This window comes from Paramicrobacterium chengjingii (assembly GCF_011751765.2).
In the GTDB taxonomy this organism is placed as follows: Bacteria; Actinomycetota; Actinomycetes; order Actinomycetales; family Microbacteriaceae; genus Paramicrobacterium; species Paramicrobacterium chengjingii.
Map to the genome: position 1 here is coordinate 3,203,116 of NZ_CP061169.1, position 16,803 is coordinate 3,219,918.

At 60.3% G+C, this 16,803-nt stretch carries 16 protein-coding genes; 7 read left to right on the top strand and 9 right to left on the bottom strand.

The annotated features are described in order from the left end of the window. Positions 1-4 precede the first annotated feature (4 nt). The 8 genes from HCR76_RS15470 to HCR76_RS15505 all read right to left on the bottom strand — a co-directional run bounded on the left by HCR76_RS15470 (position 5) and on the right by HCR76_RS15505 (position 8,974). On the bottom strand, positions 5-1,054 hold the full coding sequence (locus HCR76_RS15470) for an ABC transporter permease (RefSeq protein ID WP_244971422.1): 1,050 nt from the start codon (positions 1,052-1,054) through the stop codon (positions 5-7). Between the two features lie 9 nt (positions 1,055-1,063). Beyond that, positions 1,064-2,629 carry an ABC transporter substrate-binding protein gene (locus tag HCR76_RS15475; protein WP_166987269.1) on the bottom strand — a complete coding sequence of 522 codons (1,566 nt, stop codon included), beginning with the start codon at positions 2,627-2,629 and terminating at the stop codon, positions 1,064-1,066. Positions 2,630-3,007: 378 nt separating this feature from the next. Next, on the bottom strand, positions 3,008-4,195 hold the full coding sequence (locus HCR76_RS15480; RefSeq protein ID WP_166987266.1) for a pyridoxal phosphate-dependent aminotransferase: 1,188 nt from the start codon (positions 4,193-4,195) through the stop codon (positions 3,008-3,010). A 21-nt stretch (positions 4,196-4,216) separates the two neighbouring features. Next, complete coding sequence (locus HCR76_RS15485) at positions 4,217-5,014, bottom strand: SDR family oxidoreductase (protein ID WP_166987263.1); 798 nt, start codon at positions 5,012-5,014, stop codon at positions 4,217-4,219. Positions 5,015-5,085: 71 nt separating this feature from the next. Next, a complete protein-coding gene (locus tag HCR76_RS15490; RefSeq protein WP_166987260.1) occupies positions 5,086-6,069 on the bottom strand; it encodes a 5-oxoprolinase subunit C family protein in 984 nt (327 codons plus the stop codon). Next, entirely contained in the window at positions 6,066-6,791 is a 726-nt protein-coding gene (locus HCR76_RS15495; RefSeq protein ID WP_166987257.1) for a 5-oxoprolinase subunit B family protein, read from the bottom strand. Before HCR76_RS15495 ends, HCR76_RS15490 begins: the two co-directional genes overlap by 4 nt. Positions 6,792-6,810: 19 nt before the next feature. Next, positions 6,811-7,614: a 5-oxoprolinase subunit PxpA gene (locus HCR76_RS15500; RefSeq protein ID WP_166987254.1), complete on the bottom strand. Its 804-nt coding sequence runs from the start codon at positions 7,612-7,614 to the stop codon at positions 6,811-6,813. A gap of 25 nt (positions 7,615-7,639) precedes the next feature. Beyond that, positions 7,640-8,974, bottom strand: coding sequence for an MFS transporter (locus tag HCR76_RS15505; RefSeq protein WP_166987251.1), 1,335 nt, complete (start codon positions 8,972-8,974; stop codon positions 7,640-7,642). A 434-nt stretch (positions 8,975-9,408) separates the two neighbouring features. Between HCR76_RS15505 and HCR76_RS15510 the strand changes: the two genes are divergently transcribed. The 7 genes from HCR76_RS15510 to HCR76_RS15540 all read left to right on the top strand — a co-directional run bounded on the left by HCR76_RS15510 (position 9,409) and on the right by HCR76_RS15540 (position 14,799). Next, positions 9,409-10,044 (top strand): RraA family protein, encoded by a 636-nt coding sequence (locus HCR76_RS15510; protein WP_166987249.1) that lies wholly within the window; start codon positions 9,409-9,411, stop codon positions 10,042-10,044. Continuing rightward, entirely contained in the window at positions 10,041-11,093 is a 1,053-nt protein-coding gene (locus HCR76_RS15515) for a D-2-hydroxyacid dehydrogenase (RefSeq protein WP_166987246.1), read from the top strand. Before HCR76_RS15510 ends, HCR76_RS15515 begins: the two co-directional genes overlap by 4 nt. Before the next feature lie 15 nt (positions 11,094-11,108). Next, the gene (locus HCR76_RS15520) at positions 11,109-11,873 is read left to right on the top strand and encodes an SDR family oxidoreductase (RefSeq protein WP_166987243.1); all 765 of its coding nucleotides are present in this window, start codon (positions 11,109-11,111) and stop codon (positions 11,871-11,873) included. Between the two features lie 26 nt (positions 11,874-11,899). Further along, positions 11,900-12,952, top strand: coding sequence for an L-idonate 5-dehydrogenase (locus tag HCR76_RS15525; protein ID WP_166987240.1), 1,053 nt, complete (start codon positions 11,900-11,902; stop codon positions 12,950-12,952). After that, on the top strand, positions 12,949-13,491 hold the full coding sequence (locus HCR76_RS15530) for a gluconokinase (protein ID WP_244971423.1): 543 nt from the start codon (positions 12,949-12,951) through the stop codon (positions 13,489-13,491). The genes HCR76_RS15525 and HCR76_RS15530 overlap by 4 nt, the downstream gene beginning before the upstream one ends. Before the next feature lie 161 nt (positions 13,492-13,652). After that, a complete protein-coding gene (locus HCR76_RS15535; RefSeq protein ID WP_166987238.1) occupies positions 13,653-14,252 on the top strand; it encodes a TetR/AcrR family transcriptional regulator in 600 nt (199 codons plus the stop codon). Positions 14,253-14,358: 106 nt separating this feature from the next. Then, a complete protein-coding gene (locus HCR76_RS15540) occupies positions 14,359-14,799 on the top strand; it encodes a VOC family protein (RefSeq protein WP_166987235.1) in 441 nt (146 codons plus the stop codon). Positions 14,800-14,852: 53 nt separating this feature from the next. On the opposite strand, the gene HCR76_RS15545 is transcribed toward HCR76_RS15540, so the two are convergent. Continuing rightward, positions 14,853-16,769, bottom strand: coding sequence for a BglG family transcription antiterminator (locus HCR76_RS15545; protein ID WP_166987233.1), 1,917 nt, complete (start codon positions 16,767-16,769; stop codon positions 14,853-14,855). Positions 16,770-16,803: the final 34 nt, after the last annotated feature.

The window sequence follows — 16,803 nt, forward strand, 5'->3', positions numbered from 1 at the left end:
CTTCTTATCCGTTTGCATGCGTTCCTCCGAGGGTACGAGGGTCAATGACCCCGAGGATCACGTCGATAAGCAGATTGATCAGAATCGCAATCAGACCCAAGACAAGGATCACTCCTTGGATAACCGGGTAGTCCTTGTAAGCAATTGCCGTAACCACCTCGCGCCCGAGGCCCGGCCAGCTGAACACCGTCTCGATGATGATTGCGCCGCCGAGCATCCCCGCAAGGATCAGACCCGAGAGAGTCAGCGTTGTGGTCAACAAGTTGGGAAGAGCGTGTCGCGCATACAGCCGCAGGCTACCAAGCCGGTTGCCCTTCGCCGTACGAATGTAATCCTGCTCAAGCACAGTGGCAGTCTCTCGACGCACAACACGAGCTATCGAGCAGATTGGGCCGAGGGACAACGCCACCAACGGCAAGATCAAAGAGCTGAGGCTCGTGGCCCCGGCCGCAGGGAGCAGCCGAAGCGTGATCGCGAAGATCACAACCAGAAATGTCGCCGTGACGAATTGAGGAATGGACTGGAAGAGCCCCGTCAGCATGCCGAAGACGACGTCAAGCCAGCGGCGCCGCCCGCCCTGCGTTGCAACTCCGACGATCATTCCCAGTGGCACCGAAATAGCAAGTGTGATCAGGATTCCAAAGAGGGCGAGTTCGAGCGTGAACGGCATCTTCGTAAGGATGATGTTCATGACCGACTCCCCATACGCAAAGGAGTCTCCGAGCTGTCCCGTAAAAATGCCCGTGATGTAATGCACGAACTGCAGCGACAGTGGATCGTTCAGCCCCAGCTGCTCGCGGATTGCGTCTCTCTGCTCTCTCGTCGCGTCGGCGCCTGCCACCGCAACGGCCGGGTCACCGGGAATCAGCGGAACGATGAAAAAGGTCACGACGATGAGGAGCGAGAGCGAGAGCAGGAGGCCGCCGAATCGCCGAAGCGCATAGCCTCCCCACAATGACATCCTGCGCCGCTTTCGAGGAGCAGGCTGAACCGAGAGTTGGGTGGTGTCCAGCTCGACTGTCGAGCTGGACACCACCGTTGAGTTTTCAGACATTGCTGGTGATTAGCCTTCGATACGTGTTGTTGCGTAATCGATGATTCCCCCGAGGTCGGCGACCGAGTATCCACTTCTCTGCACAACAATCTGCGGTTCTGCGACAAAGGGAACGATGTCGTTTTTGTCCATGATCGTCGCCTGTGCGTGCTCGTATGCGGCGCACCGATCGGCATCATCGGATGCTGCTTGAGCCGTCTTGATGTCGTCAAGGACGGACTCATTTGCCGCGCCACCGATGTTGCGACCCCCATCCTCCGTGGGAACGCCGGCTATGCGTGTGAGTGATGCAGCGACAGTACCGACGAAGTTAGCGTCGCCTTGAACGGTCATGTCCCAGGTGTCGGGCTGGGTCTGCGTTTTCGTCGCCCACGTTCCGTTGTCAACGAGGTCGAGTTCGACCTCGGCCCCCACAGCGCGCAGAGCCTCTTGAACGTACGTGTTCCCGGCGCCGTTGGGGCCGATGCTCGTCGTACCGACCATCTTGAATGTCTTGCCTTCCAGCACCTTCCGGGCAGCATCCAGGTCAACGGGAGTGACGTGACTGTCGTCCGGCAATGCGCACGGGACGTTCGGCGCGACGATGGTGTTGTAGGGAATGCCCTGCCCCGCGTATGCGGCATCGTTGAATGCCTTCGCGCTCAGTGCTTGAGCAACAGCATGCCTGAGCTCGGGGTCCACGAAAGGGCTGCCCTCGCGCTGGTTGAACAGAAGCCAGATTCCCGCGAAGGGCACCGTCGTGATGTCGAAGTTGTCGTCGCCTTCGAAGCGCTCAAGATCAGCCGGCGCGATTTCAGCCACATCAACCTCTCCTGTGAGGAGCTGGTTCGCGACTGTCGTCTTATCGACACCTGGGCGAAAGATGATCTTCGACGGCGGCGTGCCTTCGATGGCTGCGCCGAATTCGGGCCACGCGTCGTATTCGTCCCGCAGGGTCATCTCGTATTTGACTCCGTGAGAAGCCGACGTCAAGGAATACGGGCCGGAGAACGCGCCATCGACAGATCCCTTCGCGAGACCGTCAAGATCATCGAGACCTGCGGGGCAGATGATGCCGGTCTGAGCCAGAGTGAGGCCTCTCAGAACCTCCGACCACGGTTGTGCGAGATCGATCGTCACAGTTCCTGCGTCGTCATTGGCCTGAATCTCGGGTGTTCCCGGCCCGAATACGAGCTTGGCGAAGTTATTGCGCGTTTCTGGGTCTGCGAAGTAGTTCAGGGAGTCGGCAACGATTGCGGGGGTGATCGTCGTTCCATCCGAGCAGGTTGCATCGTCACGGAGTGTAAGCACCGCTTGGTCGGCGTCGCTCTCCCACTTCGACGCGATGCCGCCCACCAGTTCGCCGTCTTCGCCGAGGCGAACAACCGTGTCGAACAGATAACGGGCGACCTGGTAATCGTCCTTCGCATTCGCCTTCGCGGGGTCGAACGTCGTGGGATCGGTTGTCAGTGTCGTGCGGACTGTGTCGTTTCCCGCACCGCTTGACGTACCTCCTGCGGCTGTACAACCGGTACCCACGAGCGCAAGCGCAGTGAGCACCGCAACTGCGGCAGCACGCCGATGTGCCTTCACCATTTCTCTACCTTCAGCTTCTTTCTAGGGAGCGCCGGCCACTCGGCCGGGACAAATTGATACTCGACTCTCAAATGCGAATTGATTCGCGAGTAGTAAGAGTTTCGCAATACATTGGTGCTTTGTCAAGAGGCATTTGCAAGCGACCCGCGAGCATAAACTGCCAGGTCAGAAGCATAAACGCGCGCCAAATGTCAGCACGGGCGCTCATCGTGATCTCATTGTGATCTCAGAGTCATCGCTGCGTCCGCCACCACACAGAGGGCGCCCGGTGCGCACGTTGGCACCGGACGCCTCCTGAGGGGCACGACGGTGTTCTGGGTGGGTCAACGGTCCTCTAGCCCCACGAAAGCCCAGCGGACCGTACCGAATGCCAGCCGTTCAGGAACGGCGGGAACATTCACCACCCAGTTCACGGATTCCGTCGGCCAGTCTCTCAACGCCTGCCTCGATCTCCTGCTCACTGGCTGCATACGATAGGCGCAGGTGATATTCGCCGTGTTCGCCGAACTCCGATCCGGGCCGCACGGCGACACCGCGCTCGCGCAGACCGGCAACCACGTCGACGGACGGCATGTCGAAGTCGTATCGCGGAAACTGGTAGAAAGCGCCCTCGACGTTGCTCAACTCGAGGCCAGGAATCTCTGACAGCATCCGTTTCATGAGCTGCCCGCGTCGCGCGTAGGCCTCGCGCATGTTTTCCACATCGGGCCCTGCTGTGCGCAGAGCCGCAAGTGCCGCATCCTGGACAGCGGTGTTCACGGAGCCGTTGAATGTGTTGTGGATGCGTGCAGCGCCGCGGATCAGGTCAGACGGACCCCAGAGATACCCCACGCGCCATCCCGTCATCGCGTAGCTCTTTGAGAACGTCTGACAGTAGATGGTTCGTTCACGAAGCGCAGTGATCTCGACGGCAGATGTGAAGGGGGCGTCTGTGAATGTCAGATCTGCGTATGCCTCATCTGAGATCACGACGGTGTCCGTTCCTGAGAGCATCGTGGCGAGGGCGAGGAGCTCATCGCGCGAGTGCACGATTCCTGTGGGATTCACCGGATTGCAGAAGATGAAGAGCCGCGCGCCCGCGAGCGCATTTCGCAATTCGTCGATGTCCCAGTGCAGATTGTCAGCAAGGGGAACCGGCACGACGACACCGCCCGCCATGCTGACGACGTCAGCGTAGAGCGAGTATGTCGGATCGGGGATGACTACGCGATCTCCCGGATTCACAATACTCAAAATGGATGCCGCCAAGCCCGCCGTGCCGCCGTGGGTCACGACGATGTCGCCCGGCCGAGCCTCGACGCTGGAGAGGGCAGACAGCCGTTCGCTGAGCGCGCCCCGTAAGGACGATTCACCGAGCAACGGTGAGTAGTGCGTCCGCCCATCTCTCAGCGAGGTAGCTGCGGCCTCAACGATCTGTGATGGCGTGCTGAACCCCGGTTCCCCCATTGCCAGTGAGACCAAATCTCCCGACGATTGGGGTTGCTGCACGCGCCGCGAAGCCTTCTCGATACGCTGCACGGCCCCCGCGGGCGCAAAGGCGCGTACAGAATCAGTGAGGATTGACATGGATGTCTCTTTCTGCTGCGTTCACGCAGACGGTTGGGAATCGGTGGGTGCTCCGACCCAGCGGCTGATCTCCAGATCCGCTGCGGTATCTCGCTGGCGAGTCGGAGCGACGATGATTTCTTGCAAGACGGCGCGTGCTGGAAGCGTGACGGCGACCTCGATGGCTGTGGCTACGTCGATCGGCTGGACCATGTTTCGACGTTCCTCGGGCGCGGGTGGACGAGCACGATTCTCGAGAATGGGCGTATCCGCTTCTCCGGGAAGCACCGTAATGGCGCGAAGTCCCTCGTTGCGAAAGGTGTTATGCAGGAATGTCATGAAGTTCCGCACACCTGCTTTGGCCGCACCGTAGGCGGCACCGCCCAGGAGGTTCGGGTTTACCGCGGCGAGAGACGACACCGTGACGATCGTCCCTTCCTGCTTCGCGAGCATGTCGGGAAGTACTGCCTTCGACAGTCGAAACACCGCCGTCAAATTGACCGTGATGACGTGCTGCCACTCGTCGTCTGGAGTCCATCGCGGGTTGAGCACACGCGACGAACTACCCGCATTATTGATAAGAATGTCGATGGTGCCGAGGTCGCTCCGGACGACGTCCACAAGACGCGTAATCTCCTCGGCCTGCGCAATGTCAGCGGTAACGACCACAGCTTTTCCGCCGCGCTCGTCAATGAGCTTCTTGACCTCATCAAGAGCGTCTCGACGACGCCCGACGATCGCGACAGACGCTCCCTTGGCAGCCAGCAGCAGCGCGGTCTCCCGCCCCATGCCGCTGCCAGCTCCGGTGACGATCGCCACTTTTCCGGTGAGTTGACTCACGATGCTTCCTTCCATTGGCCAGTAATTGTGAAGCGTGGGTTCTGCGCTGTTACGTCACAGAAGTGCGGCAGTCATGGCTGCGAGAATCCGAGCGCATCAAACGCTTCCCGCACCGCGAATCGAAGTCCGTCCAGTGACAACCGTCGTTGAGTCTCCTTGCGCACCGCTGCCTCGTGATCGACCCAGCGAAAACGCAGGTGCCTCCCGGGGCCGGCCTGACCGAGCAGCGCCAGTGAAGCCCGTGTGGCGAATCCGACGATGGGATAGCCCGCGGTCAGCGTCCGATATCGCCCCAATACAATGAGCTCGTCAGCGTGGGGCACCTCGAGCGCGCCAATCGGCACGCCGTGTGACACGATCTCATCATCGCTCTCGGGGTGGGCTACGGGGCCGTCGAGCCGGAGCCCCACATGATTCGATCGATCAGTGACAACATATGTTGACTCGGACAGCAGTTCGCGCATACTCGGGATCTGTTCGAGTGCTCGCCCCTCGACGATATCGATCGTCCATGAGTTCGCGGGAAAGTCCAGCGTCGGCGAGGGCAGTCTGAAGAGCGGCTGGTCAAAGTAGTCGCGTTTGAATCCGGCAAACGACGTGTCGACGAACAGCGATTCTCCGACGCCGATTTTCTGCGTGAAGCCCATGCGAGGATCGGGTGCTGTGCTCCCCAGAAAACGCTCGGAGTGCACGTGCCCATTGATGGCAAGGTAGGTGCGCATGCCACCACCGGTCTCGCGGATGCGGAGCTCCTGACTTCGTGGAACTACGACGGGGCTCCAGGGCTCAACACGAGCGCCATTCACCGTGACGTCAACGGGCGCGCCCGTCACTGCGACAAGGATGTTCCCCTCGGGCACGAGCGCAAGCTCACCTCCAATGCTCTCGATGAGCGTGTCCCCGTACCCGTTTCCCACAAGGATGTTCGCGACCGCTGCAGAATGTTGATCGGCTGCTCCACCCGTGGGAACCCCGAGGCGTTCAGCATCCCGTCTGCCAAGATCTTGGAAGGTGGTCATCCAGCCCGCGCTGGTCACGTGAATTGTCGTGCTCATCCGTTCGCCGCCACGAGAAATTCGCCATCGATTCGGCGAGCATCAGCCGCTGACACCGAAGTGAACGTCACTGTGTCACCGGGCGCGAACGAGACAGGGCTCTCGCGCGCAATATCGACGATGGTGTGCGGTGTTCGACCGATAACGCGCCACCCCGTCGGTCCAGGGAACGGTTGGATGATCGCATTCTCGCCGGCGATCATGATCGACCCTTGGGGGACATTTGTTCGGGGTTCGCGACGGCGGCGCACCGCTCGCGGCACATCGAGTCCGTCCATCATTGGTGCCATGGCTGCTGCAAGCAGCGAGATCGTAAAGCGCGACGCACATATCCGTTCGACGAGCTCCGGAACGCCAATTCCGAGTTCGTCGGCCACCTCCGCCAGATCTGGCCCGGTTTCATCGTCGAAGACGACAGGGATATCGAAGTGCCGACGGGCCGCGTTCTCAGGCACGGCACCAGCAGGCGGCATCTCGGCGAGAAGATGCACCACGTACTCAATATGGATCGCTGACGTGGTGATCGGATCAAACTCGATAAGCAGAGATTCGAGTCCCGCCACGACATCGCAGACGCCGTGTGGGCGACGAGCGAGGAGACGCTCTCTGAGATCCACAATTGCGCTTCTGCGCACCCGCTGGTCGTCGTCGGTGACAGAGACCATCACCGCTGAGTCCCCGAAGGACTCGACGGTTAATGGGATGTGGACTGTTGCAGTCATGGCGTTGTGGCGAAGCGCGTCAGCGGTTTCGCGCGCTTTCCTTCTCAGCGAGCACGTCCCGCAGTCCCGTGACATTGATTCCCGCATCCGAAAGATGCGCACGGAGAGCGTTGCCGTTCTCCAAAACGGCCGGATGGTCGCCGTGCAGAAGAAGAACATCGGCATCGTGGCCGAGGGGTACAACATTGCCCGTCACCGAGCGCACAGTTCCGTCGCGGACGACCTGAACTGCTCGCTGCCCGATCTGCTCGGGATCGTAGATCAGCCCGCCTTCGTGCGATCGCGGCACGGGCCAGCCGTCGTCACCGTATCCGCGGTCTGCAAGGAAGACATAGCCCACTTTGAGGCCCCGCTTCACTGATTCCTCCGCGAGAACGCCGCGCTGGCAGATCACGATGTAGTCCTTGTTATACGCCGCAACGGCATCCGTGATGGCACGAGCGTGCTTGTCATCCGTTTGAGCGATCGAGCCCATGCGGCCGTGGGGAGCGACGTGGCTGATCGCGGCTCCGTTGGTCTTCGCGAAGGCGTCAAGCGCACCGATTTGGTAGAGGACGTCGGTACGAATCTCATCTTCTGTCGCTTCGATCAGGCGACGGCCGAAACCCACGAGGTCCGGGTACCCCGGGTGCGCTCCGAGTTCAATCCCGCGGTCGACGCATTCGCGAACGGTACGTTCCATAACGCGAGGGTCCCCCGCATGGAAGCCGCATGCGATGTTCGATGAGGTGACGAGTCCCAGCAGTGCGTCGTCATCACCGATCGTGTAGTTTCCAAAACTCTCACCAAGGTCTGCGACGACCGCAACCGAGTTGATTCCCATAATTGATGCTCCTTCGAGTTGTGAGCTAGTACGACCGAAGCGGCTGCCCCTTCGTCTCTGTGAGGAAAAGCACAGTGACAAGGGTGATGACCGCGGTGATAATCGAGGCAAAAGCCGGAATAATGCTCGAACCAGTGATCTGAATCAGTTCGGTCATGATGAGCGGCGCGCTTCCGCCGAAAATGATTGTGGAGATGCTGAACCCGATGCTGTAGGCGGAGTATCGCACGGTCGTCGGGAACATCTCCGTCAGTACCGTGTGGACAACGGCGGCGTGGCCGGAGAACGACACAGCCAGCACCACGGTTCCGATAGTGGCGAGCGCGAAATCTCCCGTGGCGATGAGCACGAACATCGGATAGGACACGATTGCCATGGCAAGAGCCGAGAACGCGAGCACAGGCTTGCGTCCGATTCGATCGGAGAGGCGTGCCATCAGCGGGATGCAGATGATAATCGCTATGAGGCTGATCGCCGTGACGCTGAGTGACTGAAGCATTGAGAAGCTGTGCTCACCGAGCGACGTCTTGAGGTACGTCGGCATGTACGCGAAGAGCAGATAGTAGCCCGGACCGTTGAGTGCGGGAAGAAGGATCGTGATGAGGATCGCCTTAAGGTGGCGTTTCGACGTGAATGCTGTTTTTAGAGGGTTGCGCTCGACGTCGTTGCGTTCACGGAGCGCTTCGAAGTGGGGAGTCTCCTCCATCTTCCGACGAATGTAGAAGCCGATGTATCCGAGCGGCGCAGCAAGAAGGAAAGGCACACGCCATCCCCAACTGGTCATCGTGTCGTCTCCGAGCACGGTAATCAGGAAGGCAGAGAATGCGCTCCCAAACATGAGAGCGACGAATGAACCGACGGCGATAAAGCTCATCGAGAAGTTGCGGTGACGGTCCCGAGCGTACTCTCCAACGAACGACATGGCGCCAGCGACTTCGCCGCCTGCCGATATTCCCTGAAGCACCCGCAGCGAGAGAAGTAAAATCGGCGCTGCGATTCCGATGACCTCGGCCGAGGGGATCAACCCGATGGCAGCCGTTGAGCCGGAGATGAGAAGCAGAAGAGTGGCGAGCAGAGTTCTACGCCCAACTTTGTCTCCGAGGTAGCCGCAGATCACGCTTCCAAATGGACGCGCAACGAAACTCACGAGAAAACCGACGTTCGTCAGGAAGAGATCCCCGATTTCGGCACCGCCCATCAAGCTGACGGCGAGGTAGGTCGTGAGAAGCCCGTAGATTCCGTAGTCGTACCATTCGACGAATGAACCGATCGAACCGGCGATCGTCGCTCTTCTGACGACGGCCCCGTCCGCGGTGGCGACCTTGACCGCTGTGGTATCGAGTCTTTCTGAAGCTGTCATAGGAGCTCGCTTTCGCTCATTCAGCTCACCCTCGTGGTGAGCCTAGCAATCGTTCACATGGTGTCTCCGACGACACATGCATTCACGACGTGGGTACGCCGACTAGCTGAATCGATCTGGGTAGATATAGCGGTAGGCAGATGGTGACAAGATGTGACTCGACTCACATATGAGAATAGAGTCACATTTTTCTGAGGTCAAGTCCACCCAGGCCCGATCAAGGATTCGACAGATCGAAGCCGAATCGAAGACGAGCCTGGGGTTGATTCTTATCGGTATTCGAGGCACACTAGCTCGAAGTGAAACGAGAACATATTCGCAATTCAGAAACTATTCTGATGAAGGATCACACATGGCTCTTCTCAACGACACGGTATCTGTCGCAACAGTGTGTTCTCGGCTGGGCAATCCGTCCATGAGAAGGAGATACATCAATGTCAGAGAATAACGTTCGGGTCGCGCCAGAGTGGGAGCGCGTCGACAACGCGATCCTGGAGGAGCTGCGCCAGCATTCCGTCGCCAACCTCGGCGATGCTCTCGACCGTCTCAACATCGTAGACGGCGGCATAGCACCAATCTGGCCCGGAGCACGATCCGTCGGCACGGCTCTGCCCGTAATGACCGTCGCTGGCGACAACAAGGCTGTCATCGCCGCGCTCGATCACATCAGGCCGGGCGATGTTGTCGTCATCAATGCGTCCGGCTACGAGGGGCGCGCGATTCTCGGAGACAACCTCGCCCAGCGGTTTGACCTCTTCGGGGCAGCGGGCGCTGTCGTTGACGGTTATGTACGAGACCGAGACATCATCGCAGAGCTGGGAATCCCCATCTTCGCTCGCGGGCTGACGCCCGCCGGTCCGTGGAAGAACGGCCCGGGGAGCATCGGCGAACCTGTCGCCATTGGCGGTGTCGTCGTCAATCCGGGTGACATCGTTGCCGCTGACGGTGACGGGGTCATCATCATTCCGCCGCACCGGGCGGCCGAGGTCATCGCTGCCGTCAGAGAGATCGTCGCTCTCGAGGAGAGCAAGGATGCCGAAGTCGCAACGTTGAGGAAGCAACACGCATGATCTCGCGCCAACTACGGGTCGCCGTCGCTGCTCCGCTCTCCGGCGACGACGCCGCGTGGATCACCCAACACGAACCCCGCGTCGAGCTGATGTACGAGCCCGATCTGCTGCCTCCGATGCGGTGGGCAGCCGACTACTCGGGCGACCCGGAATTCTCACGAACACCCGAGCAACAGGCGCGCTTCACTCAGCTTGTTGACGGCGCCGACGCCCTCTACGGCATCCCCGATGTAGATCCGAGCGCTCTCGCCCGCGTTGCCGCGGCCAATTCGCGATTGCGCTGGGTTCACACCATGGCAGCCGGCGGCGGAAGTCAGGTGCGAGGCGCGAACCTGACCTCCGAACAGCTCGAACGCATCGCGTTTACGACATCAGCGGGCGTGCACGGGCATCCTCTCGCCGAATTCGCGGTCTTCGGCGTCTTCGCCGGCGCGAAATCGCTCGCTCGCCTCCGACGCCAGCAGCGCGACCGCCAGTGGAGTGGACGTTGGAGCATGCAGCAGGTGGCCGATCAGACAGTTCTCGTTCTCGGGCTCGGGGGCATCGGCAGCATCGTCGCACGCAAGCTCGATGCGCTGGGAGCAACGGTCGTTGCCGTCGCACGCCACGACGCTGACACCGCCGGTGTCAGCCGCATCGTGCGGCCGGAGGATATCGTCTCTGAGGCTCACCTGATGGATGCAGTCGTCAATACGCTGCCCGGCACGGATGCCACACACCATTTGCTCGGCGACGCATTCTTCTCGGCTGTAAAGTCCGGGGCGACTTTGGTGAACGTTGGCCGAGGGACCGTCATCGATGAGGAGGCACTCGTCTGGGCGCTGGCATCGGGCCAGATCGGTTTCGCGGCGCTCGATGTCTTCGAAGCAGAGCCGCTGCCTGCCGACAGCCCACTGTGGCACAGGGATGACGTACTGATCAGCCCGCACACTGCGGCTCTTGACGATCGTGAAGAGCGTCGTATTGCTGAACTCTTTGCGGACAATGCAGGTCGGTTGCTTGACGGAACTCCCATGCGAAACCGCGTCAACACCGTCGAGTTCTACTGACGAAAGAAGTGGCAGATGACATTTGACTTGAGTGGCAAAACGGCCCTGATCACGGGGTCGAGCCGGGGCATCGGGCTCAGCATCGCGAATGGACTCGCTGAGGCGGGCGCTCGAATAGTGCTGAACGGCATCAACACGACACGACTCGCGGAAACACAGGCATCTCTGGCCAATAAGTTCGGTGCGGCACGTGTGGAGTCGCGCGCCTTCGACGTCGTCGATGAAGAGCAGGTCAACGCGGCCGTCGCCTCGATTGAGTCAGACATCGGCCCGATCGACATCGTGGTGAACAATGCCGGAGTTCAGCACCGTGAGCCGCTTCTTGACGTGAGCCTCGAGGCTTGGCGCCGCGTCGTCGATATCAATCTCACGAGCGCATTCGTCGTCGGGCGAGCTGTTGCTCGAGGCATGGTCGATCGCGGCCATGGCAAGGTGGTCAATATCTGCTCCGTGCAGACGGAACTCGCACGTCAGACGATTGGCCCGTACACCGCCGCCAAGGGAGCACTGCGCAATCTGACGCGAGCAATGACCGCTGAATGGGCACCATCTGGACTGCAGATCAATGGTTTGGCCCCCGGATACATTCACACGGAGATGACGCAGAAGCTCGTCGATGATCCGGCGTTTAACGAGTGGATTCTGGGTCGCACGCCCGCACACCGCTGGGGCACAGTGGAGGATCTCGTTGGCCCCGCGGTTTTTCTGGCGTCAGAGGCCTCGGACTACGTAAACGGACAGGTCCTGTTCGTCGACGGCGGAATGACCGTCGTCGTCTAGCGCGGCTACGAAGAGACGAGACAAACATGCTCATTGATTCAGAAGGACAAGCTTCTATCGCTGTTGTCGCACACGGTGCCGATGACTTGCGTGTCGAGGAGATACCTGCACCTGTTGCTCAGTCCCACGAGGCGATCATCAACGTCGCGTTCGGTGGTGTCTGCGGGTCTGACCTCCACTATTGGAAGCACGGCGCTGTCGGTGAGTCGATTCTCCGTGCCCCCATGGTGCTCGGACACGAAGTTGTCGGAACGGTGTCGCATGCGGCATCCGATGGCTCTGGCCCCACCGAAGGAACTCGCGTCGCGGTGCACCCGGCGAGCTGGGAGCCCAGCGACATCCGCTTCCCCACTGACCGGCCAAACCTATCTGCAGGCATCAGCTACCTCGGTTCAGCCGCCCGGTTTCCACACTGCGAGGGCGCGTTCGCCAGCCAGGTGGCGCTGAAGACGTCGATGCTCCGTCCGCTACCGGACGGGCTCGACCTGCGCACTGCTGCGCTCATCGAGCCCGCGAGCGTCGCATGGCACGCTGTCTCGCGAAGCGGCGAGGTGGCCGGCAAGCGCGTCCTCGTCATCGGCAGCGGCCCGATCGGCACACTTGCGATCGCCGTGGCGAATCGCGCTGGCGCTGCGGAGATCGTCGCGGTCGACGTTCACGACTTTCCGCTGTCGATTGCAACCGCCGTCGGCGCGACACGGACGCTCCGCGCCGACGACACAGACGCCATTGCGTCAGTGGATGCCGACATCGTGATCGAGTCGTCAGGGAATCATCGCGGCTTGGCCTCGGCGATCCGCGGAGCAACACGCGGAGGAACCGTCGTGATGGTGGGATTGCTACCCAGCGGCGAGCAGCCCGTGCTCGCGTCGCTCGCGATCACACGAGAACTCACCCTCGTCGGTTCGTTCCGGTTCAATGACGAAATTGACCTCGTGATTGATGCACTCGCCGACGGCAGCTTGAACATCGACAGTGTCGTCACGCACTCATTCCCCGTGACTGACGCATTGCACGCGTTCAAGGTGGCCGCCGACCCATCAACGTCGGGAAAGGTTCTTCTGGAGTTCTCACAATGACAGTCGAAGCGCCAGCCCCACCCCCGCCTCTGATCGTGGTGATGGGAGTCTCCGGTTGCGGAAAGAGTACGATCGGCGCAGCGCTCGCGGACAAGCTCGGGATTGATTTCATCGATGGAGATCGTCTTCATCCGCAAACGAACGTGCAGAAGATGTCTCACGGCATCGCGCTGAACGATAGCGACAGGCTCCCCTGGCTCGCGGACATTGGGCGCACGTTGCGGGACTATCGAGATTCTGGTCTGGTTCTCGCATGCTCTGCCCTGAAACGCATCTATCGTGATGCGATTCGCTGGGAGGTGCCCAACGTGATCTTTGTGCACGCAACTGGCGACGCAGATCTGATCGCACAACGCCAATCGAGCAGACATGGGCACTTCATGCCGGCCTCTCTGCTGGAGAGTCAGCTGTCAACACTCCAAGCGCTTTCGCCCGACGAAATCGGTTTTGAGGTTGACATCCGCGATGCGGTCACGGCCATTGTCGCCCAGATCTTTGAGCAGCTCCCTCGGATCGAGCACCTGGCGGGGGAACGATGAGGGCCAAGAATCACACTCGAAGCTCTCCGCACGACCCGCTGACCCGCTGACCCGCTGACCCGCGCCGACGCGTATCGTGACGGAATGACCACGCACGACAGAACACACAACCGAGACTCCCCCGCGGTAGTCTCATAATTCAGACACGAACAGGAGTAAAGGTGCGCAGCGATACGGAGCGAAATCGGCATCGACTGATCAAATCCGCCGCACGACTTGTCGCCTCACGCGGCCACGAGGTCCGCATGACCGATGTCGCCGAGAAGGCTGAGGTATCTACGGCAACGGCCTACCGCCACTTCGCTTCTGTCGATGAGCTGCTCCAGCAGTTTCGGTACGACGTCGGGCTCAAACTTCTCGAGTTCAGCAAGAAGCAGACGACAACGGGGGCAGATCTGCTCGGCGCCATCTGCTCCGAGTGGATTCGCCTGGTCGTCAAACATGGTCGAGCCATGGTGATCACGCGTTCGCGAGAAGGGTATCTTGCGCGACTGCGCTCTGATGCACCGTACCTTACGGTCCAAGCCGATGCGCTTGGGCCCGCAGTATCCTCAGCGGCCGTCGCGCTTGAGATCGATGACCCGGGTGACGAGGGACTCTTCCTGTGGAACATTCTGTTCGACCCCCGCGAGATCTTCGACCTTCTGGAGACAGTAGGTCTCAGTCAGAGTGAGGCGGCTGACAGGTTGTTCCAAACGTACTGCGGTGCTCTGCGCGGCTGGAGCGAATCGAAGCGAGCCCACAGCACGAGCGCGTCGTAGGCTACAGCCCTCGATCGCGGATCTGTAATAGAAGATCGCGCGCAGTGTCCGGCGCCGGTGCAAGACTGGTCACGACAAGCTAGCACCGCAATAGAAGGACACGACAATGGTGCGTTTTCAGATGGTCATCGACTGCACCGACCCAGAATTACTTGCACGGTTCTGGGCCGACGCATTGCACTACCGGCTCGAGCCCGCACCTGACGGCTTTGCAACGTGGGACGACTATTGGCGCAGCGTCGGTGTTCCGGAAGACGAGCTCGGCATCGGGTTCGACTCGATCGTCGATCCGGCAGGCCAGGGCCCACGCATCTGGTTCCAGATCGTGCCCGAGAAGAAGTCGCTGAAGAACCGTCTTCACCTCGATATCAATGCGAGCGGCGGCCGCAGCATCCCTCTGCCGACGCGCAAGCAGCGCGTTGATGACGAAGCCGAGCGTCTCACCAAACTCGGTGCTACGGCGACCCGGGTCCTCGAAACCGAGGGGCTCGACCATTACGCGATCGCAATGCGCGACCCCGAGGGCAACGAGTTCGACATCAACTGAATATCCGCGCAACTTCTCGGTTGGAGGCACGAGCTGCCGCGAAGGCAAAAGCATCAGGAAAGGATTCGCGACAGGCTCTTCACAAAACACTCGCTTCTCTCCCCCGATTCCAGCAACGTCGCCAAATTCTCCGGGTCAGAGAGCACGGGGATGAATTCTCCGAGCACATCACGAAATACCTGCGCATCATCAGAGCTGACGGCGAAAAGCACAACGATCCGGACCGTTGACTCGCCCCAAGAGATGCCACGCCCGGCCACGAGCACAGAAATCGCCGACCGGCACGCGTCGGCCTGCATCGAATGAGGGATCGCAAACTGCCCGCCGAACGCCGTACTCGACTTCCTCTCGCGCCCCTCGACCGACTCGAGAAAACCCGGTGACACGGCCTTCGCTGCGACCATCTTGCGGCACATCAGCGAGAGTGCCTCGTGCTGAGAGATGGTGTCGACGCTGTGAAAGAGCTCTGGCTCGATGAGCTCCGCAATCCGTGAACGGAGCCGCTGTTTTGCCACCTTTTTGCGACGGTTCTTGACAATCTCCTCAATTCTCTCGGCATCCTCTTCGCCCATCAACGGGCTGACCAGAATGGTGGGAACCGAGACAAGACCTTCGAGATCGATCGTCGAGACAACGATGTCTGACGAGATCAGTTCCCAATCGAAGTCAAGCGCAGTGACAACATCCACAACGACTCCCTGCCCAGCCAGGCGGGATGCTACCGAATCAACGATGCGAGAATGCCCCGACGCGAACGGCGAAACATCGACCACGGTCACAGTCACGAGCGGCCCCTTTTCGAGCTGCTTCTGAACCTGAGTGCCCAAGTGGAAAGCGAGAAAGTCGACCTCATCTGCGGCAATCTGAACCGACGCCTTCTCTTCCACCCGCTCGGCGAAAAACAGTGCGACTTCATACACCAGCGGATGGGAGTTCTTGAACGTTTCTCCCAGAGGGTTACGGGCCTGAATTCCCTGGGACGAACGTTCCTGAAGTCGCCAGACATGGAGTGCAATCCCGCGAACGGCACTCTCATCATAGAGATCGAGAAGGTAGAACTCCGAGACATCGCGAAGCGCGTCGCGAACGATCGTCACGATCTCAGGAGGCAATTCGACGGGATCCGCCGTGGAGCCGGATCGCTTGACTCGCGATGCCACGAGCTGCGTCAGTCGATGTGCCTCCGCCTCCGGAAGCACCACACCGAAGTTCTCGTCCACAACCTTCGTGAGCTCGGCCGTGAACGCTGAAAGCGCATCCGGCAATTGCGCGTTGGTCTCGTTAAGCACGGCAATTCGGTGCCCAAGACGCACCCGGTCGGCCGCAATCGTCACATGCACCAGCACATCGTTAAGCGAGTATTCGTCGATGTCCCACCCAAGATCCATAATGGATCGCTGAATCTCTTGCGAAGTCACACGGAGGTTATAGTCTCGGTACGCCTCAACGAACTCACGCATCATCTGAGGTGTGAAACCGCGCCCGGCGTCAAGAAAGAGATGCTTCACGAGGCTGCGCTTCTCGCGCTCGTCACCCTCAAGCGAAAGTAGCTCGCGCTCCCGCCGAATCGAAAGCCCGTGCAGCCGAAACAGCTCCCGAGCACGAGTCAGATCGGCTTCGATCGTCGCGGGGCTCACGTAGAGGGTGTCAGCGAGATCGTAGATGTCGGTCTCCACGTCTGAATAACTAACGAGATGTCGCGCTATGAAATAGAGACGTTCTCGCGGCCCTCGACCGTTACCGGTCGCGAAGGTTTCACCGTGTGCCCAGACCTCGTGCTCTGAGCGATCGAGCACATAGCCGCGGTGCGACGACTGGATCACCATGCGGCCCGCGCTGCGGTTGATGTCAGACACGAATTGACGGATGCTGCGGGTCGACACCCCGAGCAGCTCGGCGAGTTGCGATCCGGGCAACGCAGAATCGGCGTCTCTCACCATCCGAACAAGCTCGGATCGTCGATCAGTCATAAGCCACTTCGCCTCCGTCGGTGAGATCGTATCC

What these genes read in the sequence shown, in the direction of transcription:
- HCR76_RS15470 (WP_244971422.1), bottom strand. Translation starts at nt 1,054, where the DNA reads ATGTCTGAAAACTCAACGGTGGTGTCCAGCTCGACAGTCGAGCTGGAC.
- HCR76_RS15475 (WP_166987269.1), bottom strand. Translation starts at nt 2,629, where the DNA reads ATGGTGAAGGCACATCGGCGTGCTGCCGCAGTTGCGGTGCTCACTGCG.
- HCR76_RS15480 (WP_166987266.1), bottom strand. Translation starts at nt 4,195, where the DNA reads ATGTCAATCCTCACTGATTCTGTACGCGCCTTTGCGCCCGCGGGGGCC.
- HCR76_RS15490 (WP_166987260.1), bottom strand. Translation starts at nt 6,069, where the DNA reads ATGAGCACGACAATTCACGTGACCAGCGCGGGCTGGATGACCACCTTC.
- HCR76_RS15495 (WP_166987257.1), bottom strand. Translation starts at nt 6,791, where the DNA reads ATGACTGCAACAGTCCACATCCCATTAACCGTCGAGTCCTTCGGGGAC.
- HCR76_RS15500 (WP_166987254.1), bottom strand. Translation starts at nt 7,614, where the DNA reads ATGGGAATCAACTCGGTTGCGGTCGTCGCAGACCTTGGTGAGAGTTTT.
- HCR76_RS15505 (WP_166987251.1), bottom strand. Translation starts at nt 8,974, where the DNA reads ATGACAGCTTCAGAAAGACTCGATACCACAGCGGTCAAGGTCGCCACC.
- HCR76_RS15510 (WP_166987249.1), top strand. Translation starts at nt 9,409, where the DNA reads ATGTCAGAGAATAACGTTCGGGTCGCGCCAGAGTGGGAGCGCGTCGAC.
- HCR76_RS15515 (WP_166987246.1), top strand. Translation starts at nt 10,041, where the DNA reads ATGATCTCGCGCCAACTACGGGTCGCCGTCGCTGCTCCGCTCTCCGGC.
- HCR76_RS15520 (WP_166987243.1), top strand. Translation starts at nt 11,109, where the DNA reads ATGACATTTGACTTGAGTGGCAAAACGGCCCTGATCACGGGGTCGAGC.
- HCR76_RS15525 (WP_166987240.1), top strand. Translation starts at nt 11,900, where the DNA reads ATGCTCATTGATTCAGAAGGACAAGCTTCTATCGCTGTTGTCGCACAC.
- HCR76_RS15530 (WP_244971423.1), top strand. Translation starts at nt 12,949, where the DNA reads ATGACAGTCGAAGCGCCAGCCCCACCCCCGCCTCTGATCGTGGTGATG.
- HCR76_RS15540 (WP_166987235.1), top strand. Translation starts at nt 14,359, where the DNA reads ATGGTGCGTTTTCAGATGGTCATCGACTGCACCGACCCAGAATTACTT.
- HCR76_RS15545 (WP_166987233.1), bottom strand. Translation starts at nt 16,769, where the DNA reads ATGACTGATCGACGATCCGAGCTTGTTCGGATGGTGAGAGACGCCGAT.